We start from the raw sequence: 24,258 nt of genomic DNA, 5'->3' as shown, positions 1-24,258 counted from the left end.
CTATTGAGCTTTGGGAAATGTATGTTCTGTAGAAGTATAGCAAAAATGAAAGAACTGGAAAGAATCGAAAACGGACTAAAAAGCAGCCACACGCTGCTTTACAAAAATGATGATCAGGGTTTAGCTTGTTCGTTTGTGAACGGGGGCTTGGTAGTAGACTCTTTTGTGATTGAAGACCAGGTAATTGCTGATGCACTCGCCAGAAAAGGCGTGAATGGCGTAGTGGAGGGAAGTAACTTCAGTATGCTAAGAAACAACTATGACTGGTTTTCCCTGCACGTGAAAACGAAAAAGCTTTACGAAACTCTGAAGTAAACAAAAAAGGCAGCTCCCCGGCTGCCTTTTTTGTTTTATACCTTAGCCTCTGCCGGCTTCGGCTCACAGAGCATATCGCGCAGGCGGGCAAATAGCTTTAACGAAACCTGGAAAATTGGGCTGAGAATAAAGGTGTAGAAGAAGGTAACGATAAACACCGGCCCGCCCAGCAAGTAGCCTATCACCAGCACCAAACATTCTACCACAATACGTGCCTTGCTTACCGAGAATCCTGTGCGGTCAGAGATAGTAAGCATAAAACCATCCCGGGGGCCGGCCCCAATGCCTCCTGCCACATACAAACCTCCTCCAATGCCTACTATTATAATCCCGAGCAGTAACAACAGGTAGTCGAGCCAGGTATGGGTAGCGTCAGGAAGTACATCCAGCCATAGGAAAAAGTCAAGTATGGGGCCGATTAGCAGGGCGTTCAGAAAGGTGCCGATGTTGATATACTTTCTGCTGACAAACAGTGAAACAAAGATCAGGACAAGGCCAATAATAACGCTCCACGTGCCAATGCTAAAGCCAAACCGCTGAGAGAACGCCACATTCAGCACATCCCATGGGTGCAGGCCTAGATACTTAACTTTTACAGAGATAGCAATCCCTAAACCAAAGCATATGAGGCCCATAAAGAAGAAGGCATAGCGGATAAGCCAGTTGCGGGTCGTGTCGCCTTTAAAAGTGTTTGTTTGCATGTCAGGTATTTATTCTATTGCAAGGATAGTTAAAACCTGCCGTTCTTTCATTATGTTTTGCTGGAAGGGTTTATGTTATCAGCATTTTAAGTGCAGTTGCAAATTCGAAACAACTTACCTGGCGCAGCGTCTGCTTGTGCATTAGACGCCCTGCTTATACTTTCACAGCCACTACCGCTGGCGCTAGCTTATAGCTAGTGCCTACTTATGGTGTAGAGCTTTCAGCTCTACTGGCTCGTAGAGCCATACGTGCTACAGCTTAACTATACTTGTTTCAGCTTATACTTCCACAGCCACTGCTTGCTTCATCTTCCCTATTATGCCGCAAGTCTTCAGACTTGTGTGCTTTTATGGTGTTGAGTTTGTAATTCAACTGGCTCGCAGAGCCATCCTTGCAATAGCTTTAGCCAAACCTGCCCTTGCTTATACTTCCATTGCAGCTGTTTGCCGCAGTTAGAAACAAGCTATCCTTTCTAGCCACTATTCATCCTCCAGTTCACAAATACTAAGTGTTTCACTTCGTGCTTTGGAGCGCTCACGGCCGCGGGGGCCTCGTCCTGTGGTATCGCGCTGTGTGCCTGAAGCTGCCCTCGCTCCGCTGCGGGCTGCCCTTGCGGGCACCGCAACATACACAAGGCGCTCAACCCAAGGACTGGGATCAATCAGGTAGCTCAGGCTGTCGGAGTTTGCATAAGATGCAGTGTTCTGTTTTGTGCGGACAGGTTGCGACCTGTCCGCACGATACCGCTCGTAGGAGCTGCGCACGCTGCGAGGTCTAGAAGTATACTGCTGTAACAAACAAACGGCCTCACCCAGTTAGGTGAGGCCGTTGCCAATTAGTAGTAGATAGAACTAGGTAGTGTGTCTTTTTTATTGAACGCCGCCTGCTCCGTTGCCGTCACCTTGCTTGGTGTCGTCGTTGCGGATGCTGCGTTTGCGTCGTGGTGCCTTCTGTTTATCCATCTTACCAAAACGGTAATCGAAGGTAACACGGGCTCCACGGTTGTAGTTGTTGATGAGGATGTTCTGCTCATACTCCAGGTTACCCTCCTTGTTGTAAACAGCCACATCGTTTTTCATCTTCATGCTTTTGCGGAATGGATTGTCTAGGCCAACACTTACACCGCCTTTACCAGCAAATAGTTCTTTTTTGAAAGCCAGGCTATGGTAAGAGAAGGAGGCAAAGGACCCAAGCAGGTTAATGCGTCTAGAATTAAACCCGCCGTTAAATTGCGCGCTAAATCCTTTTCCGAAGTCGTAGGATGAATTAGCATTGATGTTATACATCCAGCCGCTGTTTGAAACGGTATCACTTTTTAGGTCTACAAAATAAACGTTCGATGATCCTCCGATTGTCAACTTGTTTACAGGCTTAATAGACCCGTAGAAACTCATGCCATAGGTTTTGTTTTTGGCTACGTTACCAAAAGTTAAAACTGTCGTTCCGTCTGGTAGGCCGCTGTTGTCGCCATTTACTGTTTCAATGGCATTATCAGTTTGGCGCATGTATAAGTTAGCACTAACAAATGATGTTTTAAAGTATGTACTGTATCCCAGCTCAAACAGGTCTGTAAGTTCAGCGTCCAATTCTGGATAACCGCGCACTACTGTGCCTGGTGCCTGGTTCTGGTCAAATGGGTTAAGGTAAAACAGCGATGGGCGCTGGATACGCTGTGTGAAGTTAGCCTTGAAAGTATGTTTTTCTTTCACAGTATAAGAGAAAGCCACACTCGGGATAAGGTTATTATAGCTGTCGGTAAAAGGAGAGCTTGAAGGCTTGCCTTCTGTATCCTCCTTGTAATAATCAGCATCTATTTCTGTTTGTTCAAAGCGGGCTCCCAGTTTCACGTTCACTTTCTTGAAAATAAAACCATAGGTAGCGTAAGCGGCATAAACATCTTGTCCGTAGTCAAAATTTAGAATCTCAGACTTCGTAATGTCCCGGAAAATGTCGCGCGATACACCATCGCTTTTTACATCTCTCAAGATTGTTTTTGCTCCTACCTCTACATTTGTTTTATTCTCTAAAGGATGCACATAATCTACCTGTGCTGTAAACTCATTGTTTGCGCCATCGTTGTTGTTGCGCTGCAACTGAAAAGGGGTTTCTCCCTGGTTGAAACGGTCCTGGTAGTTTCGGGTGTCTGCATCTGTCATGGTATATTGGCCCAGAATGGCAAGTTCCTGTCCCGGCTTATCAAAGGTGTGCACAAAATCAAGGTTCAGGTCAGTGCCCAAGCGCTTGTTTCGGTTAACGATATCTGTGTTGAAACTCTCCTCAGAAGAAGGTTGGCCGTCTCTGGTAACCAGTTGGCTCTGATCATTCTCCATCTTAAACTCACCCCCGTTGCGGCGGATACTTCCAGAGATGTTGTTCTTCGGCGAAAGCTCATAATCAAAACCCAACATGCCGTTGTAAAAGCCTCCGCGTATATCTGTATCGCCAAATTGGGAGCGTAGTAGCTGAGTCTCATCGTAAAAGCGCGTTACATTGCGCATATCACCATGGTTGTAGAACTGCACGGTGCTGGCATTAGCGTTAATGCCAAGCTTGCCTTTGCGCACGTTCAGGCTAGCATTGCCGTTGCTGGAGCGGGTGCCGCCTGTAAGCGCCACAGAGCCGTTTACACCTTGCAGGCCGCTGTCTTTTTTGGTGATGATGTTAATGATACCAGCCGTACCCTCAGCGTCATACTTGGCAGATGGACTTGTGATCACCTCTACTGACTTGATCATGTCAGCTGGAATCTGCTTGAGTGCATCAGACACGCTACCCGCCATGATAGAAGAAGGTTTATTGTTGATTAGCACCCGCACGTTAGCGCTACCACGCAGCTGTACGTTACCGTCTGTATCTACGCTAAGCGAAGGCACTTTCTGCAGTACATCGGCAGCACTGCCGCCAGCGTTAGTAATGTCTTTTTCAGCGTTGTAAACGGTGCGATCTATCTTCTCTTCTACCAATGGCTTTTCGCCTGTAATCACTACTTCGCTCAGTTTCTTTGTATCGGCGCCAAGTGATACTGTTCCTACATTCACTTCAGCATTATCAGAGGCTACGGTCACATTCTCTACCGCCTGCAACAGGTAGCCCAGGAACGAAACATTCAGTTTATACTTGCCGGCGGCTACTTTCTGTAAGGTAAAGCGGCCTTTATCATCAGCCATAGTGCCATCAATGGGCTTGCCGGTGCTGAGGTTAATAAGCGCCACGGTGGCAAACTCAATAGGCTGCTTCGTATCGGCATCCAGTATAGTGCCGCTGATTTTAGCGTTACCCTTTGGAGCACTTGTGCCAGGTATGGCTGTCTGCTGCTGGGGTCGAGCCTGCTGTGGTGCCTGTGCCAGCACGGCGGAGGTGCTCAGGCCAAGCAGGATTAAAAGTAGATTCTTCTTCATAGTTATGGTGTACAAGTATGGTAGTAGTTGGTGCTTTTGTAGCTGGGAAAGTTCCTCATTAGTGCTTTTATGACTTCTTAACATTGCAAAGTAAAGCTGCTTTTTTGAGCTGATAAAACAGATTATACCAATAGAGTTCATTTCTATATGAATGGCTGCAGTAACCCGATTAGCTGTTAGTAGGCCGAAACAGAGTATTGGTCGGATATGGTAGCAGGAGAGGTGAGTAGCACGCAGAGCCGAAGCATGCGGAAGTGCGCCTGCTTTGCTTAAATGGGCATTTTACCAGTTGTTGATTGTCTTATTCTTAAAAAATATGCTGCTTCTGTATCTTTTTAATTTTTGTTAAGTACATTTGCAGCGAATACTGTTGCACACCGCAAGAGAATTTATAGACGAAGAGGCGAGAGAACAGGCTCCACGACCCTCTGGCAACCATCCGCTTCGGAAAGGTGCCACATCCTGCCCAACAAAGGGAAAATATAAATTTAAACAATCATGAACACGACAATTTACATCTCAGCATCCGGAAGCGTTTCTCTTCAAAATAGCCTGGCTTCCTCTATTGCCACCGCTTCTGCCGCGATGTGTTGTTGCTGTTGTACCTGCTAAGGAACCCTCTCTTTTTTCGGGCTTGATTTTGATCTATTTGCCACCAAGGCAAACTGCCCGCTTTTCACACGTTTTATTTGAGCACTGATACTGCGGTAAATCAAGCAACGCTTTTGCGAGCTGCTTTTCAGTGTTCCATAGCAGATAGTATGCGTACAGCAGCCACTACTTCCGTTTTATACTTCCGCCACTCCTTTGCTGCAGCACCTATTGCTGCACAAGTTACCGCTATGTGCCTTGCCCTTGCCTGCTGTTGCTGTATGCAGCAGTTGTTAGGCATGCGCGCCTGTTAGGTAAATCTATACTTATACACCCCTTTGTAGCGCAGCCAACATAGGCCGCGCCCGAAACTCCTATACCATATTGTACCACCAGGTCGCTTAGGCGGCAATTTATACCTTCAGCATGCAAAGCTTCAGAACAGAAATAGAAAACCCCATAGTTGAAAAAGACATCATCGAACTGGAGAAAAAGATACGCCTTTACCGCGAAGGAAAGCTCCAGGAAGATAAGTTTAAGAGCCTGCGTTTGGCGCGTGGCGTATATGGCCAACGCCAATTAGGGGTGCAGATGGTGCGCATCAAACTGCCTTTCGGAAAGCTGACCACCCAGCAACTGACGCGCATTGCTGATATTTCAGACGAGTACTCAACAGGTAACCTGCACCTGACTACGCGCCAAGATATCCAGATTCACTTCGTGAGCCTGGACAGAACACCTGAACTTTGGGCGAAACTGGAGCAGGACGATATTACCTTGCGAGAGGCCTGCGGTAACACCGTACGTAATGTAACGGCCTCACCGGAGGCAGGTGTTGATCCGAACGAGCCCTTCGACGTGTCGCCTTATGCGGATGCTACTTTCCGATACTTCCTGCGAAACCCGGTTTGCCAGGACATGGGGCGAAAGTTTAAAATGTCCTTCTCGTCCAGCGACTCCGATACTGCGATGTCTTACATGCATGATCTGGGCTTTATCCCAAAGCTTAAAAATGGAGCGCGCGGCTTTAAAGTGATGATTGGAGGTGGGTTAGGCGCTCAGCCGGCACTGGCACATACAGCTTTTGAATTTCTGCCAGAGAACCAGGTGATTCCGCTTATAGAAGGCGTACTGCGCATTTTTGACCGCTATGGGGAGCGCAACAACCGCAACAAAGCCAGGTTTAAATACCTGATCGCAAAACTGGGGCTGGATGAAGTGATGCGTCTGGTGAACGAGGAATACAAGGCACTAAAGTCGCATGTCTATGAGATAGACAAAAGTATAGATTTTAATCCGGCACTTCCGGCAGCTAAGCAAATCCCTGACTTCGTAGTGGAGGATACCGATAAATATAAAAAGTGGCTAAAGACGAATGTGTTCAGCCAAAAGCAGGATGGCTTCTACGGTATCTATATCAAAGTGCAAATTGGAGACATCAGTAGCACTACAGCCAGAAAGTTGGTGCCATTGGTGCGGGAGTTTGCAGCCGATGAGATACGTGTTACGCAGGGCCAGAACTTGCTGCTGAAGTACGTGCGTGCAGAGGCGCTGCCATACTTTTTTGCTCAGCTAGATGAATTGGGCCTTGCAGAGCCCGGCTTCAACAGCGTTGCCGATATTACCACCTGTCCGGGTACCGACACCTGCAACTTAGGCATCTCGAATAGTACGAATATCACCAAAGTACTGGAGCAGGTGATTGTGCAGGAGTACCAGGAGATGCTCTTTAACACCGACATTAAAATAAAGATAAGCGGCTGTATGAACTCCTGTGGCCAGCATGGCATGGCGAATCTGGGTTTTCATGGCTCCTCGCTCAAGAGCGGAAAAAACGTGGTTCCGGCGCTGCAGGTGCTATTAGGCGGCGGCACCGTGAACAACGGTGAAGGCCGCATAGCGCAAAAGCTGCTGAAAGTGCCAAGCAAGCGTGGACCCGAAGTGTTGCGCTATGTGCTGAACGATTACCAGGCAAAGAAGCAGGAAGGTGAACGCTTTAATGCTTACTACGACCGCAACGGTAAAGACTATTTTTACCAGTTACTAAAGCCGCTTACTGACCTTACCACTTTAACACCCGATGACTTTATTGATTGGGGGCATCAAAATGATTTTCAACCTGCCATTGGAGTGGGGGAGTGTGCCGGTGTGATGATAGACTTGGTGGCGACGCTGCTGTATGAAGCCGATGAGAAGCTGGAATGGGCCGGAGAAGCGATGGAAGATAAGCGCTTTGCGGATGCCATTTACTACGGCTATGCTGCCTTCATCAGCACAGCGAAAGGCCTGCTGCTAGACAAAAATGTGAGCACCAATACGCAGAACAGCATCATGGAGGAGTTTGACAAGAACTTTGTTGAGCCTGGCATTTTCACTTTTGGTGCAGACTTCAAGAGCAAAGTGCTGCAGATCAACCAAAATGAACCAAGCGAGGCCTTTGCAAAAGACTACCTGAACCAGGCCCTGCTGTTTCTGCAGGAAGCAAGCCGGTATCGCCAGGAAAAAGTTGTGAATGAGTGATTGAGTGGATGAGCGAATCTTCAGGAAAGTAGCAAACCCTGATTTTTCATCATCCACATTCACTCAATCACACATTCACTCATTCAAAATTAAAAATACATGGCATCTAGAAGAAAAGAGATAAGGGCTATAGCTGCGGGTGCGCAGCAGACAGGGCTAGCAAAGTATAAACTACCGAGGCTAACACTGGTAGGCGCAGGCCCCGGAGATGAAGACTTGATCACGCTGAAAGGTATAAAAGCGCTGCAGCAGGCCGATGTGGTGCTGTATGATGCGCTGGTAAACCCGGAACTGTTGCAGCATGCACCGGCGGATGCACCAAAAATTTTTGTGGGCAAGCGTGCCGGAGCGCATTACTTAAAGCAGGATGAAATAAACCACCTGATCGTGGACTCTGCCTTCTCACATGGGCATGTGGTGCGCCTGAAAGGAGGCGACTCCTTTGTGTTTGGCCGGGGCTACGAAGAGTTGGCTTATGCCGATAAGTTTAACATCCAGACGGAGGTGGTGCCGGGTATTTCCAGTTCTATTGCGGTGCCGGAGCTACAGCAAATACCGCTAACCATACGTGGCGTGAACGAAAGCTTTTGGGTAATTACAGGCACAACCAGCTCGGGTGAGATATCTGCTGATATAAGTTTGGCGGCTCAATCCAACGCTACCGTGATAATTCTGATGGGAGTGAGTAAATTGCCACAGATTTTAGAAATATATGCAGCCGCTGGTAAAGCCGACCTGCCAGTAGCCGTGATACAGAATGGCTCACTGCCTGACGAGAAGATTGTACTAGGCAACGTGCACAACATTGTGGAGCGGGTAGAAGCAAAGAAAGTGGGAGCTCCTGCTATCATTGTGTTAGGAGAGGTCGTTAATTATCACCCGGCGCTACGCTATACTTTAGCGCTGCAGAAGCAGCAGGTATTAGCGGCTGTGTAAGTATAAAAGAACAAATACAAATGGATAATCTCCAGGACGATAATATTACCCTTTCACCCGCGGCACCAGTGGCAGTAGAAGCTGCCAACCCTTTGTTCCCTGTTTTCCTGAAGCTAGAGGAACTTCAAACGTTGGTGGTTGGCGGTGGGGCAGTGGGTTTGGAAAAGCTCTCGGCCATACTTGCGAACAGCCCTAAGGCAAAAGTGAAGTTAGTGGCACCGGCAATTCACGTGGATATTTGGGCACTGGCAGCCAAACACCCGCATGTGGAGTTGGTTGTGCGCGAGTTTCAGGAGAATGACTTGGCAGATAAGGACGTTGTGTTGATTGCCACAGATGACCATGTACTGAACAAGGCAATTCGCGACTTGGCAAAGTCGAGGAAAATACTTACAAATGTAGCCGATACGCCGCAGCAGTGTGATTTTTACCTTGGCTCCGTGGTGCAAAAGGGAAGCCTGAAGTTCGGTATCTCTACTAACGGTAAATCTCCGACAGTTGCCAAAAGAGTAAAAGAGGTGCTGAATGAGGCATTCCCCGAGGAAATAGACCAGGTGCTCGGTAAAATGGGTAAAATCAGGGCGCAGCTTAACGGTGACTTTGCTGAGAAGGTAAAGCAGTTAAATGCACTCACCGAAGGGCTGGTGTCTCCGGTACCTAAAAAGAAACGCTCCTGGTACGGCGTTACCTCTATCTTAGTAATAGCTTTTGCGGCTATTGCCCTGATGGTGACAGGCCACCTGCTGTTTACTTACATTCCGCTGCAAAGCATTGGCGACGCTGCCATGGATGTTGCAGCACAGGTAGACTCAGATATTCTAGTTTTTATACTTGCGGGCTTTGTAGCGCAGCTTATAGATGGTGCACTAGGGATGGCCTATGGCGTAAGTGCCACTACTTTTTTGCTAAGCTTTGGCGTGAGCCCGGTGGCGGCAAGTGCCAGCGTACATGCCTCCGAGATTTTTACATCGGGCGTATCTGGCTGGATGCACCTGAAGTTCGGAAATGTGAACAGTAAACTTTTTAAAAGCATAGTGCTGCCCGGAGTCCTGGGTGCTATACTTGGCGCTTACCTGCTGTTTAGTTTTGAGGAATATCTGTTTATCATCAAGCCCATAGTGGCGTTTTATACGTTGGTGTTAGGCATACTTATCTTGAGAAAGGTACTGCGCAAAAAAGCAAAAAAGCAGCCTGTGAAGCGCTTAGGTTTTCTGGCTACAGTAGGTGGCTTTCTGGATGCCATCGGTGGCGGTGGCTGGGGACCTATTGTGTCGTCCACGCTTATTGCCAAAGGCCGTAGCCCGATGTATACCATTGGTTCTGTTAACTTGGCGGAGTTCTTTGTGTCTATTGCCAGCTCGGCTACTTTCATAGCGTTTGCAGGCATTTCGCACTGGCAAATTATCATCGGTTTGATTTTAGGCGGCTCTATTTCTGCTCCTATTGGGGCGAGACTTGCACGTAAACTTCCGGTTAAAACTATGATGATCATTGTAGGTATTGTGGTGATTATCGTAAGTTTAAGACTGATCGTGATGGCGCTACCTTTTTAAATTAAGAATTAAGAATAAATAGGTATTGCCTGTTCGTCAATACCTATTTATGGTCATGGTATCCTGTCCATTCTAATATCCAGTAAATCCTGATTCAGACTAAATATTATCTAACCTTAGAAAAAAACTACTGTTCATGAGCGATAATTCTACCGGAGCGATTCGCCTCCAGGCAGAGCGGTCTCACTACCGAGAGCACTCCGTACCTTTATACTTAACCTCAAGCTTTGTTTTTGAAGATGCGGAACAGGCTCGTGCTGTATTCGCGGAGGAAGAGCAGGGGCAGGTGTACTCGCGTTATGCAAACCCTAATGTAGACGAGCTGCTCCAGAAAATGTGCCACCTCGAGAAAGCAGAAGATGGTTTTGCCTTTGCTTCGGGAATGGGGGCTATTTTCGGTAGCTTAGGAGCGCTCTTACAGTCCGGTGACCATGTGCTTGCCTGTCGCTCACTATTCGGGTCTACCCACCAACTGCTGACCAACATCTTTCCGAAGTGGGGGATATCGTATAGCTACGCCGATGCCAGCAAGCCAGAAGAGTGGGAGAGCCTGATTACACCTGCCACTAAGCTTATTCTTATCGAAACACCTTCTAACCCGGGCCTTGAGCTAATTGATATGGAGTGGCTGGGCGAGCTGAAGCGCAAGCATAACCTGTTGCTTATAGTAGATAATTGCTTTGCCACACCTGTGCTGCAAAACCCCACAGATTTTGGTGCCGACCTGGTGCTGCACTCTGCCACCAAGTATATTGATGGACAGGGGCGTGTGCTTGGAGGAATAGCAGTGGGCACCAAAGAGCTGATTGCGCAGATCCGATACTTTGCCCGCCATACTGGTCCGGCTATGTCACCGTTCAATGCCTGGGTGCTGTCTAAAAGCCTTGAAACGCTGCAACTCCGTGTAGAGAAGCACTGTGAAAACGCACTAAAACTGGCAGAAGCTTTAGAAGGCAATCCAGCGCTGGAAAAGGTGAATTATCCGTTTCTGCCATCTTTCCCGCAGTATGAGTTGGCTAAAAAGCAAATGCGCCAGGGTGGGGGAATAGTTACCTTAGAACTAAAAGGAGGCTACGATGCTGCCAAGCGCTTTATCGACAACCTACAGATGGCTAGCATAAGCGCAAACCTCGGAGACACCAGAACGATTGTTACACACCCAGCCTCAACCACACACTCCAAGCTGAAAGAAGAAGAACGTGCAGCCACTGGTATCACCCCTGGCTTGGTACGTGTATCTGTCGGCCTGGAAAGTATAAAGGATATTATCGAAGATATTACACAAGCATTGGAAGCAGTTTAGAAAAACTACCGCAAGATTTCATCTTGTGGTTGTCATAAGGAAAGCTTTCAGCTTTCGTAACAAGGCTTTTGCTTTAGCAGATATAAGTATAAACTTACATTAACAATAATGGCTGCTGTAGTTTGCAGCCATACTAGCACATAAAACATGGAAGTTAATTTAACGCGAGTAGATCAAGATTTTCACTTCGCTGCAACAGGTGCATCCGGGGTAGAAATAAATATAGATGGTTCACCGGAAATTGGTGGACACAATGCAGGTGCCCGTCCTATGGAGCTGCTTTTAATGGGCCTTGGCGGTTGCAGCGCCATTGATATTATCCAGATTCTGAAGAAGAAGCGCCAGCAGATAGATTCTTTTAACATCAACGTGAAGGCGGAGCGTACTCCAGGTGAGGTGCCTTCGCTTTTTAAAGAGATCCATATACATTTCGTACTTGGCGGACCATTGGAGGAAGCTAAAGTACAGCAGGCTATTCAACTATCGATGGATAAGTATTGCTCGGTGGCAGCCATCCTTTATAAGACAGCTACCATCAACTACAGCTTTGAGCTGATAAAGTAGGGTATATGGGTCAGGATTTACAGGATGAGTAGATGGACAGGATTAGATTTTAGTTACACTTGCTGGATTTTGTACAAACTTTCGTGAATCAACACCTTTAGTTTACTAGCCGCCAGTTTGTAACTGGCGGTTGTACTTAGAGTCAGTTTGATGTATAGCTCAAGTAACGCCAGTTACAAACTGGCCCCACATTATGCCACAAGTTACGCTACCGCTAAACTTGCGGCATGGGTGATTAAAGAGGACGTTTGCATCATCAAATCTATTTTAATCCTGTAATCCTGTTCATCCTGAAAATCCTGATTATAAACAAAAAGCCGCTGCAGTTTATACTTGCAGCGGCTTTTATTATCTATATGGCTTTATAGCTAATACTCTATCTCAGAAACCATACCGGCACCTACAGTGGCAAAAGAAGTTTCGTCGACCAATATAAAACCACCGTTTGAACGGTTATACTCATACTTATCGAGCAGGAGCGGAGAAGCTGTTTTGATCTGCACACGGCAGATGTCATTCAGTTGTATCTGGTCCACATCCTCCAGGTGATCCAGCGTGTTGATGTCGATTTTGTAATCGATGTTGCGTACCACGCAGCGGGTTTCAGAAGAGTTATGACGAAGCAATAGCTTAGCACCTGGTTTTAGGGCTTTGTTGTGCATCCAGCATACGGTGGCCTCAAACTCCTGCGCTACCTCTAGGTTTTCGTCTGCTTTAACTATGATGTCACCACGGCTAATATCTACTTCATCGGCTAGCTGCAAAACAACAGACATAGGGGCAAAAGCCTCCTCTAACACTTTCCCGCCTAGCTCCACAGACTTAACGGTAGTTGTCTGGCCTGATGGCTGCACCGTTACTTTATCGCCAGCTTTATACGTGCCACTGATCACTTTACCAGCGTAGCCACGGTAGTCGTGGTGCTCTGCCGTGAGTGGGCGAATAACATACTGTACCGGGAAGCGGGAATCCTTCAGGTTAAAATCCTGTGAAACTGGCACCTGCTCCAGGTGCTCCAGCAGGCTTGGCCCCTGATACCACGGCATAGTCTGCTCAGAACCCTCTACAATATTGTCGCCTTTCAAAGCGCTGACAGGTATAAAAGTGATGTCTTTCGCATTCAGCTTTTTAGCAAAAAGCTTATAATCTTCTACAATCTGATTGTATACCAGCTCGTCATAACCTATCAGGTCCATCTTATTGATACAGATAACTAAGTGCGGAATACCTAGCAAGGAAGAGATAATAGAGTGACGACGCGTCTGCTCCTGTACCCCTTTGCGGGCATCTACAAGTATGATAGACAGGTTTGAGTTGGACGCACCCGTAACCATGTTGCGGGTATACTGGATATGGCCCGGCGCATCAGCAATAATAAACTTACGCTTTTCGGTAGAGAAATACTTATAAGCTACATCAATGGTGATACCCTGCTCGCGCTCTGCCTTCAGACCATCTGTTAACAGTGATAAGTCTACCTGTCCGTCTTCATTCAAGCGGCCAGAGCTTTCAATGGCTTCCAGTTGATCAGCAAAAATCTGCTTCGTATCATATAGCAAGCGACCGATCAAGGTGCTTTTGCCGTCGTCTACACTGCCTGCGGTAATAAATCTTAGTATATCCATCTTAAAAGTATCCTCCTTTTTTGCGGTCTTCCATCGCTGTCTCAGACAGCTTATCATCAATACGGGTTGCGCCACGCTCACTTATTTTAGACTCCAGAATCTCTGCGATTACACCGTCTATATCATGTGCGATTGACTCTACAGCAGCTGTACAGGTCATATCGCCTACCGTGCGGAAACGTACCTGCTTTCTCACCACCACATCGTCCGGCTCCTGATAAATAAAGTCAGACCATGCCATCAGCTTCCCATCACGCACCAGGCATTCACGCTCATGTGTGTAGTAGATGTTCGGCAATTCAATGCCTTCACGTTTGATGTAATTCCATACGTCCAGTTCCGTCCAGTTTGAGATCGGGAACACACGTACGTTTTCGCCTTTTGTGATGCGGCCGTTGTAGATGTTCCACAGCTCCGGGCGCTGGCGTTTCGGGTCCCACTGGCCAAACTCGTCACGAACAGAGAAGATGCGCTCTTTGGCGCGGGCTTTTTCTTCGTCGCGGCGGGCACCACCAATGCAGGCATCAAAGCCAAACTCTTCGATGGTTTCCAAAAGGGTATGCGTCTGTAGCGCATTTCGGCTGGCGTAGCGGCCTTTCGGCTCTGACAAGCTCTTGCGTTTGATGGTGTCTTCCACGTTGCGCACGATCAGTTTCTCGCCCAGCTGCTCTGCTAATTCATCGCGGTAGCGGATGGCTTCCGGGAAGTTGTGGCCAGTGTCGATGTGCACCAGCGGGAACGGGAATTTACTCGGTCTAAAGGCTTTCTCAGCCAGGCGTACCAGTGTAATAGAATCTTTGCCGCCCGAAAAGAGCAGGGCTGGCTTTTCAAACTGCCCCGCTACCTCACGCATGATGTGGATGGCTTCTGCCTCCAACTGGTCGAGGTAATCCAGATATCTCTTTGTCATAATTTTGAATAGATGAATGAGCGAATGATTGAATTATGAAGTGGTAGAGTCTGTATCTGTCCTTTCATAAAGCATCATCCCTAATTCTGAATTTTTAATTCTTAACTCTTATCTCGCGTGCAAGCCGCATTCTTTTTTGGAGTTGTCTTCCCACCACCAGCGGCCGGCTCTGAAGTCTTCGCCTTCAGCAATGGCACGGGTACAAGGGGCGCAACCTATACTTACAAAGCCTTTGTCGTGCAGCGGGTTGTATGGGATGTTCAGCGTTTTTACAGCATCCTTTACATCCTCTAGCGACCAGTCCAGCAATGGGTTATACTTAATCAGTTGGTGGCCTTCGTCCCATTCCAGCAGTTGCAGGTCCTGGCGCGCACCTGATTGATCTGCGCGGATACCCGTCACCCAGATGTTCACTCCTTGCAGGGCGCGGTTCAGTGGCTCCACCTTACGGATGTAGCAGCACTGTTTTCTGTCGTCGATGGAGTTGTAGAAGCTCATGGGGCCTTTTTCGTTTACCAACTGCTCTACCGCCTCATGCTTCGGGAAGTATACTTCTATCTTTTTGCCGTAGTGGTTGTTGGTTTTGTGCAGCAGGGTATAGCTCTCGTTAAAGAGGCGGCCTGTATCCAGTGTGAACACCCGTATCGGCAGGTTATTTTCAAAAATATAATGCGTAACGAGTTGATCTTCTACACCAAGGCTGGAGGAAAAGGCGATGCTGCCTTGGAATTCCTGCGCCAGAATACGTAAGCCCTCTTCAGCCGGAATTTGAGACAGGGCAGTACGCAAGGTATCGAGCTTTGCCAGCAAATCTTGTGATAAATCCATGGGGTATACTTTAATCTCTTGAAAACTGAATTGGTAAATCTGGTTTTCGGTTTAGAGCCACAACCATGCCGTTTGCTTTACAAGCAGCCTGACGGGTAATCTTGGCTTATAACAAGAAGATAAGATTATAGGAGGTTAGCTCCTGAACCGAAACATTTGTGGGGGAGGTGCTATGCACTAGCACATACAACAGCAACAACAAGTCTGCTTTAGCTGTGCAGATGTTGTGAAAAGGGCAACATAAGCGGTGGCTGTACCACGGCCTGCCATTCTGATTGCTGATGTTGAGTAGTAGGTTTGCATTGCTATTCTAATTTATATGCCCCGGCCACACCGGGATAGGAATTGGCACCTTACCATTTTGGAGGTTGCCAGAGGGTCGTGGAGCCTAGTCTCTCGCCTCTTCTTTATAAATTTATTACAGACGTAACGTCCTTTGGTGTTCTGTATGCAAAAATACGGCTTTTTCTGAGATGTATAAGTTTTACGTGTAAAATATTGTAAAACAGCCATTCAAATCTGATACACGCCTCACAACGCAATAAACGGTGGCAAAGTTATAGTACGAACCTATCACCCTTACTCTTAGAAGCTTTATAAGAGGCAGTACGGCCTATGCTGCCAGTCGGGTAACATACTTTACAAGTGAGCGCTTTGCTATAGGCAACAGGGAGTGCTCTAAGGACATAGGTACCTTGGCCACAGCCAGGAAGGTAGCAGGATTCGGTAACTGCTGTCGTTCTTTTATCAGCTCTACTTTTAGCTGCTCGTGTGTTTTTGCCAGCCCACGCCTAACCGTTTGCAGGTGTGTAGTATGAATCCCCCTATACTTTTCATAGGTGTTCTCGAAAACAGTAATATTATACATATATACCAGTGTTTCTTTGCCTGTATAAGTGTCAAGGAACAAATAGCCTTCGTTGTGGTACATAGGTGTAATGCCTATTGGGTTAATTTCCAGGTGGCGTTCTACAAAATCATATAGCTCCTTACCCTCTTGCAAGGTGTCGCTGAAAAGGGGTGTGGCATATTGTATGATCTCTTCTATCTGCTGCATGGTCTCGTCATCTTCCACAATTTTCTCATACACCAGCTCTAGTTTCTCAAAATCGGCACGGCTGATGCGCTGCGGGAATTTTTCATAGACGAGTTGCTTGTGCTCTTTAACCTGTTGCAGGTTGCGGTAGTGCATAATAAGGTCCGAGAAAATAGGGTAGAGGCGCTGCTTTCCAAATTCATTCTTGGCAGCTTTCAGATAAGCCAGCAGCAGGTACTTCTTGTACTCAAAATCCAGAAGCCCCTCAGTAAGCCAGTTGACAGGTAGGGTGTTCATAGTCCTTCAACACTTAAGTTAAACGTGGTATTTAAACGAAAGGAGCATGGGTTTAGGTTGAGTAGTGATAGGTTATTTTGATACGTAAATTTTGCAGCTGTTTATGCTTAGTGATGTTGTATAGCTTGGGTACGCGGCAAGCAGCAACTAGGTGGAGGGGTGACAGAAAGCTCAGTCATAAGCGGTTTCATTGTTCACGAAAATTATGTCAAAGTATTTCTGAACAGGATAAAAAGGCACTACTTTAGATGCCTTTTTATCTAATTGTTTAGCTGTTGTTTATGAAGCGCAATCTCCTACACCTGCTGCTGTGTTTGCTGTTTATTACAAGTATAAGCTCCTGCGACAAAGACTCTGAGCTGAGCCTGCCGCCTGTCACGCAGGATGCCCGCAATAACCTTGGCTTTAAAGCAGATGGCAAAGTATGGGTTAATCAGGGGGACATCTGCAATTGGTCTGTTTGCGACGATAATGTGGTGGAGGGCAGGCTGCACAAAAACCAGGATGGCTCCCGTTCGCTTGTTCTATCGGCCTACTACAACGATAAAAAGAAGAACATCTCGCAACAGTTCAGCCTGCACGGCAGAAACATCAGCGCCACCGGCACCTACCAGCTTAAGCCAGGGCAGGAAGACAATGCCAGCTTTGTGGTTGACATGAGCCAGAACGACTTTTACCAGTTAGGCAGCAACTCCACTTTTACTGTTAGCATCACCAAATTAGATACTGTAAACCATATTGTATCTGGCCAATTTGAAGGTGTGCTGGAACACTACAGCGACGATACCAAGAAAATGACTATTACCGATGGTCGGTTTGATACTAAGCTAACTTATAGTACTTGGTAAGGTGGCTTAGTGTAAGCGCATTACAAGCCTACCTTTTTTTCAGGCGGAACTAATATCAAGTATACTTGTCCCTCCTGTCCACATAGAGCAACCTATAAAGTGTTTAACGCAATTCTATCCTGCTCCTGCTTTTGCAGCAGAGTAAGTATGGACGGGGCTAGTTCTGCTTTATGCGCCACAGTGAGGTTGACCAGCCTGAACGGAGGTTCTCCTTTTAGCATACGCCATCGCCAGTCCTGTTGCTCAATTGTTCTATGCTTGCCATTGTCCATCCACCAGGCGGTATACAGCTTGTCTTTTCCTTTTTGTAGTTCGCCAACATATACAGTGTCTGACTTTAACTGTAGCGTTTGTACATTTCTGAATTTATAGCCGCTGCCTTCCCAGCAGATGAGGGGGTGATGCTCTGTGGAATAAAACGCCTGTACCGGCTTTAGGTAAACTAGGGCATGTGCATTGCTGTACTTTATGACGCCGTTCTCCATACTTTCCTGGTTAAACCCGGCTAATGTTGGAGCAGCAGTAGCATCTGCTGGCGTAGTTAAACCTGCTTGCTGCACCCCAAGTCCGCAGATGACCAGCATTAACAGAAGCAGGTAGTTAAGCAGCAGCATGCCCCGCAGACTTACGCTTGATCTGAATCTTTTTTTGGTCTGGGTTGGGCCTGTATACTTGAAGCAAAGCTGAGCCAGCAGGTAAAAAGGCATTATGGCATAAAATGTCAGGCAAAGGAGTCCCATAACATCATGCATCGGGTTACCGGGCAGAACTTTAAACCACACCAGCAACAGGATGCGTAGCAGGTTAGCAAATAAGTTGAGCGCAAGCATAGCCAAGAGCATTGTGACCACAGCCCATAGGGGCCAGTTACCTTGTTTGCTTTTTTGAAGATGGGCAAGTATAAAAACTGCAATAATCAGCGATAGTGATAGCATCGAAAGTCCGGCACAGGCAGGGTCAACAGAAAACTCCTCCCCTTTAACAAGTATGAGATTGCCAGCAGCCTCGGCAGTGTTTCCAGTGTATGTTAGTGCTGCTACTGCCCATTCCGTAAGCTGGAGCCTTAGCGGGAAACTGATGATATTAGCTATGTACTTGAAGATGGGAGAGGCAACAGTCAGCAGCAGCAGTGGGTAAAGCGAAATACTACCGAATATCAGGTTGGCACCACACCAGAAAGCAAGCAGAAAAGCGAAGAAGTAAAGCGTACTGACTTGCAGCAATGCAGCAGCAACCGCCAGTGAGGTGGCAAGTAATAATTGCCAGCCCGCTATAGGTTTCTCGCGCTTAGGCTGGGCCACCAATGGCACCAGCACAAGTGCCAGTAGCCATTGGGCATCCCACAAAAGGTAATCTTTCAGGAAAAAACCTCCAATGCCTGTGTAAAAACCAATCAGGCCAAGCGTCAGGAAAAGGCGCTCTTTGTTTTGTGTTCTAAAGTTGGTGGCTATCATCGCAGGATGTATGGCTTAAGGGTGATGAAAGCAACAGTAAGTATGGCAAGTATAATCAACGCCCATTCTGCTGGCTCCGGAACAGCACCAGACGATTTGATACTGGCGTTGCCCAGGCTGTCCTTGCTTTTCTGAATATCAAAGCGTTCATAATCTGCTTGTGTTTCCAGCACGATCAAGCTTGACACCGGGCTGACAATATTGGCTTGTTCAGCCTCTTGAATCAACTCCTCTTCCTGAAAATCCTGGCAAAAATACCGGGCTCCCACCTGCTTTAATATGTGGTTATAGGCAAAGAGCCTCATCAGGTGGTCGGGAGCATTCCCTACTGTTTCTTTGTCTGATGATTTAGTGATTGTTAACCCTGACTCTCCCAGGCGAACCACCTCATTTTCTGGTAAAGCTTTTATAAATCGCTGTTGTTGTAGTAAAGTGGCTAGTTGCTTATTATCACCCTTCATACTTGCAATCACCTTCAGTTCACGGAGGCTTTTCAGGTAAGGCGACAGCGTTTCTCCAAGCGTATAAACCCGTACTGGCGTTTGCAGAACCAGCTTTTCTGCCATCTCGTTTGCAAATGGCGTGTTCTTCAAATCGCTCAGGTTAGGAGAGGCTTCTGTACTTTTACTGATTACCAGCGTGTTTTCTGCATCCTTCAGCTTTTGGAATGGGAACAGCGAGAAGTTTTGTTTTTGGAGAGACTGCAGAACAAAGTCTTTGTTTTCAGGAGTCAGCTGTGTCATTTCACCCTCCCACACATATACAGGCAAATGTTTTACCAGTTTCCAAACATCATCCAGCTCTGCATCTGACCAACTCGCATTTACGTCTAAAAATACTTTTGCTGGTGAGAAAGGCTCCATTTGCTCTGGTTGTGCCGCTAACTTATAGCTGTTGCCTCCAAAGCTAAAGCTGCTGCTGGCAAGTGCTGGTTTTTTAAAGCTCAGTTTCCAGTTTTGCTCATACTTTCCGTTGCGCTGGTATTGGCTGCTCTTCATCTGTTCGTAACCGCTAGGTAATTGCAGGTCTTGTACCTGGTTTTCTAAGTATAAAGCAACCGACTCTGTGGCTCCCTGTGCAGATGGGCCGCTGAAGTATAAATTTTCATAAATGAGTTCTTCGTTGTCTTCCTTCAGCGGAGAGGTTACACCAATTTTAAACTGTCTATCTTCGTCGGGTGTGCAAGGGAAAACTCTTACTGATACACGGTTGCCTTCCTGCCAGTGTACCACCGATGGATCTCGACGCTCTTGGCCTACAATCGTATTATAGGCAGTTTCGGCTTTGCCTTTAGTAGTTAAATAACCCTTTTCTTCCTGCCCGTTTATCCATAATGAAAGCGAGGTGACAACACTGCCTTCGGGGAGGTAAAAAGTATAAATTGCTTCTTCCTGACTTCTGCTAGACGTTAGGTTGTTGTGCACACTTAGTATCTTTTCGGTATAGCTGAGCCTGTACTCAGGGTAGATTTTTACCTGCGTTACCACGTTAGAGGTGTTTAAGTTATTGCCGCTCCACAGCCTTTGCTCGGCATGATGGCGTGCGTCATACATGCTTTCCAACAGCTTTACCTTCTCTTGCCTGTCCAGCTTTGGCTTGCCATTTAAGAACACTGCTAACATTACCAAAGGGTCGTGGCGCTTGATCTCTCCAAAGTTGTTTTCCGGCATTTCCCAAACGCTGAATCCGTCTGCCGGTACCTGGTAAACAAGGTCAGTTTTCAAAATGCGCTCTGTGAGGTAGTCGGGCTGTAGCTGCTGGCTAAGTATAACCCAGCGTGGCAGTTCCTGATTTCCCTCTATTAAGTACTGGTTGTTGTGGTAAGTCATTTCCTGCTCGCGGAAGTGCCATAGTGCCACATAAAAAATCGCGAAAAGTAATGGAAAAGCAACTCCGCAGCTAAAGCTGCGCAGGTATTGCCTGTCTTTTGCAGCTGCATTTTTTACTCCAAAACCAAGACTGAGCACAAGCCACAGCGGCACATAGGTGTGCAGCGATATACCTAGTAAGATGGTACCAAACACGCTTATCAGGTAGAGCGGTAATAGGTAAAGCGCATAGTATACCCACAGCACCACACCGGCACCAAGTATAAATAATAGCACCTGGTTTAGTAGCCGTGGCAGAATTTTGTTAAAACTGTAAAAGGTTAGGGCAGCGCAGAACAGGGTGATGAACGCCTCCAGCCAGGGTGCAGAATCATGGAATATGTTGATCTCCCTGTTCAAGGAATAACAACTGATAATGGCCAGCACCAGAAAAAGGTAAAAGTAGTCCAGCTGAATTGACATTCTTCTGATACTAATCTTACCTGTAGCGAACAGTATAACAAAGTATAAAAAGGCTATAGCATAGTTCGCACAGAAGATAGTAAACGTGCCTCCGTCGGTTCTGGCTACTCCCCAGTTAGGAAGCAAGAAGATAAGGAAAGAGGTAAGAATAAATGCAGCACCTAAGTAGTGCAGCTGATGAGTTTGTTGTGTGGATGCTGTAGTTTTTGTTTTCATTTATAAAGTACTTTGTTTTTCAAAGTTAAATGGTAAATTTTTTTGGGTCTGATTATCCATTTGGTTGTATGATTTGCTGAATATTATTTATTCTCATATTATTCGAGGCTTTATATAACTATATTTAAAAGTACTTTGAATTACAAAGTTTAGGTGCAAAAAAATTAGTCGCTCTGCCTGTTATTTAAAATTAGTTGCTCTAAGGCACCCAAGTGGCTCTTGAAGGCTTCCCTTCCGGTCTCAGTGGCATGATAGGTTGTCTGGGGCTTTCGGCCCACAAACTGCTTCTCTACCCGCAGGTACACTGCATCTTCCAGCGCGCGCAGGTGACTGGCAAGGTTACCATCCGTCAGTTGTAGCGTTTCTTTCAGGGTGCTAAAATCTACTGTGTCCTCCACCATCAGCACCGACATGATGCCTAGGCGTGCCCTGCTCTCAAAAGCTTTATTAATGTTATCTAGTACTTCTATCACGTTGCTTCCTTAGCGCTCATATTTGTAGTACATCACCATGCCGTATATAATATGAAGCGCTCCAAAACCCACCGCCCAAGAAAGTAAGCCATACCCAATAAAGATACTCGATACGAGACCAAGTAATATTTCGCAGATACCAAGGTAGCGGATATCGCTTAAGGTATACTTACTTCCATTGATTAGCGCTAATCCATAGAATACAAGCATGGCGGGTGCAATTAAGTATATAATGCCATGATACAGTAATACAGCACAGAAAATACCGCCCACACCAAGTGGTATTGCTAGGTTCAACAACAGGCGACGCGACTTGCTATCCCAAACTCGCTGATTATTCTGGCGTGCCTTGCGTGAGGTGAAATAGATAGCTGTACTAATAGCAAGTATCATCACCAAGGCTGCTACACTCCCCAAAAACACCACCGTGTTCAGATTTAGTGAAACAGTATAATCATTGCGGTACAGAATGTTGTTTTGGCCAAGATACCACTTAACAACTCCGGCGCCGATCAAAGCAAACACGCCTGCAGAAACACCAGATAGACCACTTAATGATATAAAACGGGAGGAGCGATCCATAATGCTCCTTATTTCGTGAAGTGTAGCGAGTTGCTCTTGATGTGGATTCATATAAAGTACTTTGTTTTTCAAAGTTAGTAATCCCTTACGTATTTGCAATAGCAAAAGGTTAATTAATTTTATGCTGCTATCCTAAAATAACTTAACTTTTAGGATAGCAGTAAAGACAGCTACAAACTGAGCTACCCATGAATAATAACACATACTACACCAACAGAACAGTCCTTATAACCGGCGGTGCTCAGGGCATTGGCCTTGGCATGGCACAGGCGTTTGCTGAGGCAGGGGCCAACGTTATCATCACGGATAAAGACCAAGAAGCAGGAGCAGAGGCGGTGCAGCGGCTGGAGAAGCAAAATCTAACCATAGACTTTATACCTTGTGATGTGGCACAGGAGCAGGAGGTAAAACAACTGATGCAAGAAGTAGGGGAGAAGTATAAAGAGCTGGATGTGCTGATTAATAACGCTGGCATTGCCGATCCTTTTGTAGGCCCTTTGCAGGACTTTGACGTTGCAGTGTTTGACCAGGTACTGGCGGTAAACCTGCGTGGTCCGCTACTTTGTGCCAAGTATGCGCTGCCGCTTTTAGCTAAGGCAGAGTATCCGGCTATACTTAACATCTCCAGTACAAGGGCCTTTATGTCGGAACCTAACACCTTCCCTTACTCCGCCTCTAAAGGTGGGCTTGAGGCGCTAACACATTCATTGGCGGTAAGCTTAACAGAAGAGCGCGTGCGCGTAAATGCTATTGCCCCCGGCTGGATAGAGGTGGGTGAGTGGCAGAAGGATAGCGAGAGGTATGAACCACATCATTCGGGAGAAGATAAAAAACAGCACCCTGTGGGGCGTGTGGGCTTACCACAAGATGTTGCCGAGGCATCTCTCTTTTTATGCTCCGACAAAGCAGGTTTTATTACCGGCCAAAGCCTAGCCATAGATGGCGGCATGACGGTGAAGATGATTTACAAATAGAGTTATGAATTCTCAGCCCTTAGCAGCCTTTGTTTTAACTTAGGGAAAGCTGTGGGTGGTAATCCTTCTTGATACTCAAATTCACACCTCCCTCAATCACTCCTTTAAAATTCGGTTATCCACGTGGAGGGTATCTACAACCCAAGGCAGCTAAAAGCGGTAAAAATAAAGCAAAGGCCTGAACTATGGAGAAAACAACTGCTTCCCTTTCGCTGCTGTACGTAACAAACCCCATGTGCTCCTGGTGCTATGGCACAACGCCGGTGGTGCGCAGGCTGCGGGCACTTTGGCAGGATAAGCTGCAGGTGCAGGTGCTGTTTGGGGATTTGCAGGCGCATGCTTCTAAACCTTTGCAGTTGGAGCAAAAAGAGCAGCTTGCCATTAGTTGGCACCGGGTGCAGGAGCAAACTATACTTCCTTTCGACTTTCGCTTTTTTACCCAAAAAGATTTTGTGTTCAGTACAGAGCCTGCCTGCCGGGCTTTGCTTTGTGTGCGCCTGCTACGCCCCGCTCTTCTACTGGAGGTGTTGCGTGCTTTTCATTCTGCCTTCTTTGTTGATAACCTTGACCTGAAGGATATAAATGTGCTGGTGCGGCTTGTAAAGATGTTTGGCATACCAGAGAACCTTTTCCTTACTCTTTTCGAGTCAGAAGAAATAGCAGTACAACTGGAAGAGGAGTTTGCCTATGTAGATAGTATAGGAGCAAGCACTTTTCCGAGCCTTTACCTTAAAAAAGCAGCAGGGATCGAAAGATTAACAGCAGGCTATGTAGGTCTGCGGGAGCTAGAACAGCGTCTTTATCAGCAACTTTAGAGAAGTATAACTATCCCTAATTAAGAT

General features: G+C 46.8%; 20 protein-coding genes and 2 riboswitches. Of the genes, 9 read left to right on the top strand and 11 right to left on the bottom strand.

What is annotated here, in order from left to right:
• The coding region (locus ACFQ2O_RS07525; RefSeq protein WP_377525030.1) for a hypothetical protein at positions 1-315 on the top strand (315 nt) is incomplete at its 5' end.
• 35 nt (positions 316-350) lie between these two features.
• Here ACFQ2O_RS07525 and ACFQ2O_RS07520 read toward each other — a convergent pair.
• The 3 genes from ACFQ2O_RS07520 to ACFQ2O_RS07510 all read right to left on the bottom strand — a co-directional run bounded on the left by ACFQ2O_RS07520 (position 351) and on the right by ACFQ2O_RS07510 (position 4,415).
• Complete coding sequence (locus ACFQ2O_RS07520) at positions 351-1,016, bottom strand: YczE/YyaS/YitT family protein (protein ID WP_377525027.1); 666 nt, start codon at positions 1,014-1,016, stop codon at positions 351-353.
• Between the two features lie 480 nt (positions 1,017-1,496).
• Positions 1,497-1,781 (bottom strand): hypothetical protein, encoded by a 285-nt coding sequence (locus ACFQ2O_RS07515; protein WP_377525023.1) that lies wholly within the window; start codon positions 1,779-1,781, stop codon positions 1,497-1,499.
• A 105-nt stretch (positions 1,782-1,886) separates the two neighbouring features.
• On the bottom strand, positions 1,887-4,415 hold the full coding sequence (locus ACFQ2O_RS07510) for a TonB-dependent receptor domain-containing protein (protein ID WP_377525020.1): 2,529 nt from the start codon (positions 4,413-4,415) through the stop codon (positions 1,887-1,889).
• 386 nt (positions 4,416-4,801) lie between these two features.
• Positions 4,802-4,904, top strand: a riboswitch (SAM riboswitch).
• A gap of 528 nt (positions 4,905-5,432) precedes the next feature.
• On the opposite strand from ACFQ2O_RS07510, the gene ACFQ2O_RS07505 reads away from it, so the two are divergent.
• The 5 genes from ACFQ2O_RS07505 (at position 5,433) to ACFQ2O_RS07485 (ending at position 11,882) form a co-directional block, all read left to right on the top strand.
• Complete coding sequence (locus ACFQ2O_RS07505; protein ID WP_377525017.1) at positions 5,433-7,526, top strand: nitrite reductase; 2,094 nt, start codon at positions 5,433-5,435, stop codon at positions 7,524-7,526.
• 99 nt (positions 7,527-7,625) lie between these two features.
• Entirely contained in the window at positions 7,626-8,462 is an 837-nt protein-coding gene (gene cobA / locus ACFQ2O_RS07500; protein ID WP_377525014.1) for a uroporphyrinogen-III C-methyltransferase, read from the top strand.
• A 20-nt stretch (positions 8,463-8,482) separates the two neighbouring features.
• A complete protein-coding gene (locus ACFQ2O_RS07495; protein WP_377525010.1) occupies positions 8,483-10,015 on the top strand; it encodes a TSUP family transporter in 1,533 nt (510 codons plus the stop codon).
• A gap of 136 nt (positions 10,016-10,151) precedes the next feature.
• Positions 10,152-11,318, top strand: coding sequence for a trans-sulfuration enzyme family protein (locus ACFQ2O_RS07490; RefSeq protein ID WP_377525007.1), 1,167 nt, complete (start codon positions 10,152-10,154; stop codon positions 11,316-11,318).
• 147 nt (positions 11,319-11,465) lie between these two features.
• Complete coding sequence (locus ACFQ2O_RS07485) at positions 11,466-11,882, top strand: OsmC family protein (protein WP_377525003.1); 417 nt, start codon at positions 11,466-11,468, stop codon at positions 11,880-11,882.
• 368 nt (positions 11,883-12,250) lie between these two features.
• Here ACFQ2O_RS07485 and ACFQ2O_RS07480 read toward each other — a convergent pair whose 3' ends face one another.
• The 4 genes from ACFQ2O_RS07480 to ACFQ2O_RS07465 form a co-directional block, all read right to left on the bottom strand.
• Complete coding sequence (locus tag ACFQ2O_RS07480; protein ID WP_377525001.1) at positions 12,251-13,507, bottom strand: sulfate adenylyltransferase subunit 1; 1,257 nt, start codon at positions 13,505-13,507, stop codon at positions 12,251-12,253.
• A gap of 1 nt (position 13,508) precedes the next feature.
• A complete protein-coding gene (cysD, locus tag ACFQ2O_RS07475; RefSeq protein WP_377524998.1) occupies positions 13,509-14,417 on the bottom strand; it encodes a sulfate adenylyltransferase subunit CysD in 909 nt (302 codons plus the stop codon).
• Between the two features lie 108 nt (positions 14,418-14,525).
• The gene (locus ACFQ2O_RS07470) at positions 14,526-15,245 is read right to left on the bottom strand and encodes a phosphoadenylyl-sulfate reductase (protein WP_377524994.1); all 720 of its coding nucleotides are present in this window, start codon (positions 15,243-15,245) and stop codon (positions 14,526-14,528) included.
• A gap of 312 nt (positions 15,246-15,557) precedes the next feature.
• A riboswitch (SAM riboswitch) is annotated at positions 15,558-15,661 on the bottom strand.
• 197 nt (positions 15,662-15,858) lie between these two features.
• Positions 15,859-16,578, bottom strand: coding sequence for a hypothetical protein (locus tag ACFQ2O_RS07465; protein WP_377524991.1), 720 nt, complete (start codon positions 16,576-16,578; stop codon positions 15,859-15,861).
• A 281-nt stretch (positions 16,579-16,859) separates the two neighbouring features.
• Between ACFQ2O_RS07465 and ACFQ2O_RS07460 the strand changes: the two genes are divergently transcribed.
• The gene (locus ACFQ2O_RS07460) at positions 16,860-17,426 is read left to right on the top strand and encodes a hypothetical protein (RefSeq protein WP_377524988.1); all 567 of its coding nucleotides are present in this window, start codon (positions 16,860-16,862) and stop codon (positions 17,424-17,426) included.
• A gap of 92 nt (positions 17,427-17,518) precedes the next feature.
• On the opposite strand, the gene xrtN is transcribed toward ACFQ2O_RS07460, so the two are convergent.
• The 4 genes from xrtN to ACFQ2O_RS07440 form a co-directional block, all read right to left on the bottom strand.
• Complete coding sequence (gene xrtN / locus ACFQ2O_RS07455; protein ID WP_377524985.1) at positions 17,519-18,880, bottom strand: exosortase N; 1,362 nt, start codon at positions 18,878-18,880, stop codon at positions 17,519-17,521.
• Positions 18,877-21,387, bottom strand: coding sequence for an XrtN system VIT domain-containing protein (locus ACFQ2O_RS07450; protein ID WP_377524982.1), 2,511 nt, complete (start codon positions 21,385-21,387; stop codon positions 18,877-18,879). Before ACFQ2O_RS07450 ends, xrtN begins: the two co-directional genes overlap by 4 nt.
• A gap of 164 nt (positions 21,388-21,551) precedes the next feature.
• Positions 21,552-21,800, bottom strand: coding sequence for a winged helix-turn-helix domain-containing protein (locus ACFQ2O_RS07445; RefSeq protein ID WP_377525033.1), 249 nt, complete (start codon positions 21,798-21,800; stop codon positions 21,552-21,554).
• 69 nt (positions 21,801-21,869) lie between these two features.
• Positions 21,870-22,514: a hypothetical protein gene (locus ACFQ2O_RS07440; protein WP_377524979.1), complete on the bottom strand. Its 645-nt coding sequence runs from the start codon at positions 22,512-22,514 to the stop codon at positions 21,870-21,872.
• Positions 22,515-22,630: 116 nt separating this feature from the next.
• Between ACFQ2O_RS07440 and ACFQ2O_RS07435 the strand changes: the two genes are divergently transcribed.
• Both ACFQ2O_RS07435 and ACFQ2O_RS07430 read left to right on the top strand, forming a co-directional pair.
• Positions 22,631-23,416 carry an SDR family NAD(P)-dependent oxidoreductase gene (locus ACFQ2O_RS07435; protein ID WP_377524976.1) on the top strand — a complete coding sequence of 262 codons (786 nt, stop codon included), beginning with the start codon at positions 22,631-22,633 and terminating at the stop codon, positions 23,414-23,416.
• Between the two features lie 185 nt (positions 23,417-23,601).
• Positions 23,602-24,231 carry a DsbA family protein gene (locus ACFQ2O_RS07430; protein ID WP_377524972.1) on the top strand — a complete coding sequence of 210 codons (630 nt, stop codon included), beginning with the start codon at positions 23,602-23,604 and terminating at the stop codon, positions 24,229-24,231.
• The last annotated feature ends 27 nt before the right edge of the window (positions 24,232-24,258 follow it).

It is taken from the genome of Pontibacter rugosus (assembly GCF_042678745.1).
Taxonomy (GTDB): Bacteria; Bacteroidota; Bacteroidia; order Cytophagales; family Hymenobacteraceae; genus Pontibacter; species Pontibacter rugosus.
The sequence above is the reverse complement of the archived record's forward strand: the minus strand, read 5'-3'. Positions and strand labels throughout refer to the sequence as shown.

What these genes read in the sequence shown, in the direction of transcription:
- ACFQ2O_RS07520 (WP_377525027.1), bottom strand. Translation starts at nt 1,016, where the DNA reads ATGCAAACAAACACTTTTAAAGGCGACACGACCCGCAACTGGCTTATC.
- ACFQ2O_RS07510 (WP_377525020.1), bottom strand. Translation starts at nt 4,415, where the DNA reads ATGAAGAAGAATCTACTTTTAATCCTGCTTGGCCTGAGCACCTCCGCC.
- ACFQ2O_RS07505 (WP_377525017.1), top strand. Translation starts at nt 5,433, where the DNA reads ATGCAAAGCTTCAGAACAGAAATAGAAAACCCCATAGTTGAAAAAGAC.
- cobA (WP_377525014.1), top strand. Translation starts at nt 7,626, where the DNA reads ATGGCATCTAGAAGAAAAGAGATAAGGGCTATAGCTGCGGGTGCGCAG.
- ACFQ2O_RS07495 (WP_377525010.1), top strand. Translation starts at nt 8,483, where the DNA reads ATGGATAATCTCCAGGACGATAATATTACCCTTTCACCCGCGGCACCA.
- ACFQ2O_RS07490 (WP_377525007.1), top strand. Translation starts at nt 10,152, where the DNA reads ATGAGCGATAATTCTACCGGAGCGATTCGCCTCCAGGCAGAGCGGTCT.
- ACFQ2O_RS07485 (WP_377525003.1), top strand. Translation starts at nt 11,466, where the DNA reads ATGGAAGTTAATTTAACGCGAGTAGATCAAGATTTTCACTTCGCTGCA.
- ACFQ2O_RS07480 (WP_377525001.1), bottom strand. Translation starts at nt 13,507, where the DNA reads ATGGATATACTAAGATTTATTACCGCAGGCAGTGTAGACGACGGCAAA.
- cysD (WP_377524998.1), bottom strand. Translation starts at nt 14,417, where the DNA reads ATGACAAAGAGATATCTGGATTACCTCGACCAGTTGGAGGCAGAAGCC.
- ACFQ2O_RS07470 (WP_377524994.1), bottom strand. Translation starts at nt 15,245, where the DNA reads ATGGATTTATCACAAGATTTGCTGGCAAAGCTCGATACCTTGCGTACT.
- ACFQ2O_RS07465 (WP_377524991.1), bottom strand. Translation starts at nt 16,578, where the DNA reads ATGAACACCCTACCTGTCAACTGGCTTACTGAGGGGCTTCTGGATTTT.
- ACFQ2O_RS07460 (WP_377524988.1), top strand. Translation starts at nt 16,860, where the DNA reads ATGAAGCGCAATCTCCTACACCTGCTGCTGTGTTTGCTGTTTATTACA.
- xrtN (WP_377524985.1), bottom strand. Translation starts at nt 18,880, where the DNA reads ATGATAGCCACCAACTTTAGAACACAAAACAAAGAGCGCCTTTTCCTG.
- ACFQ2O_RS07450 (WP_377524982.1), bottom strand. Translation starts at nt 21,387, where the DNA reads ATGAAAACAAAAACTACAGCATCCACACAACAAACTCATCAGCTGCAC.
- ACFQ2O_RS07445 (WP_377525033.1), bottom strand. Translation starts at nt 21,800, where the DNA reads ATGTCGGTGCTGATGGTGGAGGACACAGTAGATTTTAGCACCCTGAAA.
- ACFQ2O_RS07435 (WP_377524976.1), top strand. Translation starts at nt 22,631, where the DNA reads ATGAATAATAACACATACTACACCAACAGAACAGTCCTTATAACCGGC.
- ACFQ2O_RS07430 (WP_377524972.1), top strand. Translation starts at nt 23,602, where the DNA reads ATGGAGAAAACAACTGCTTCCCTTTCGCTGCTGTACGTAACAAACCCC.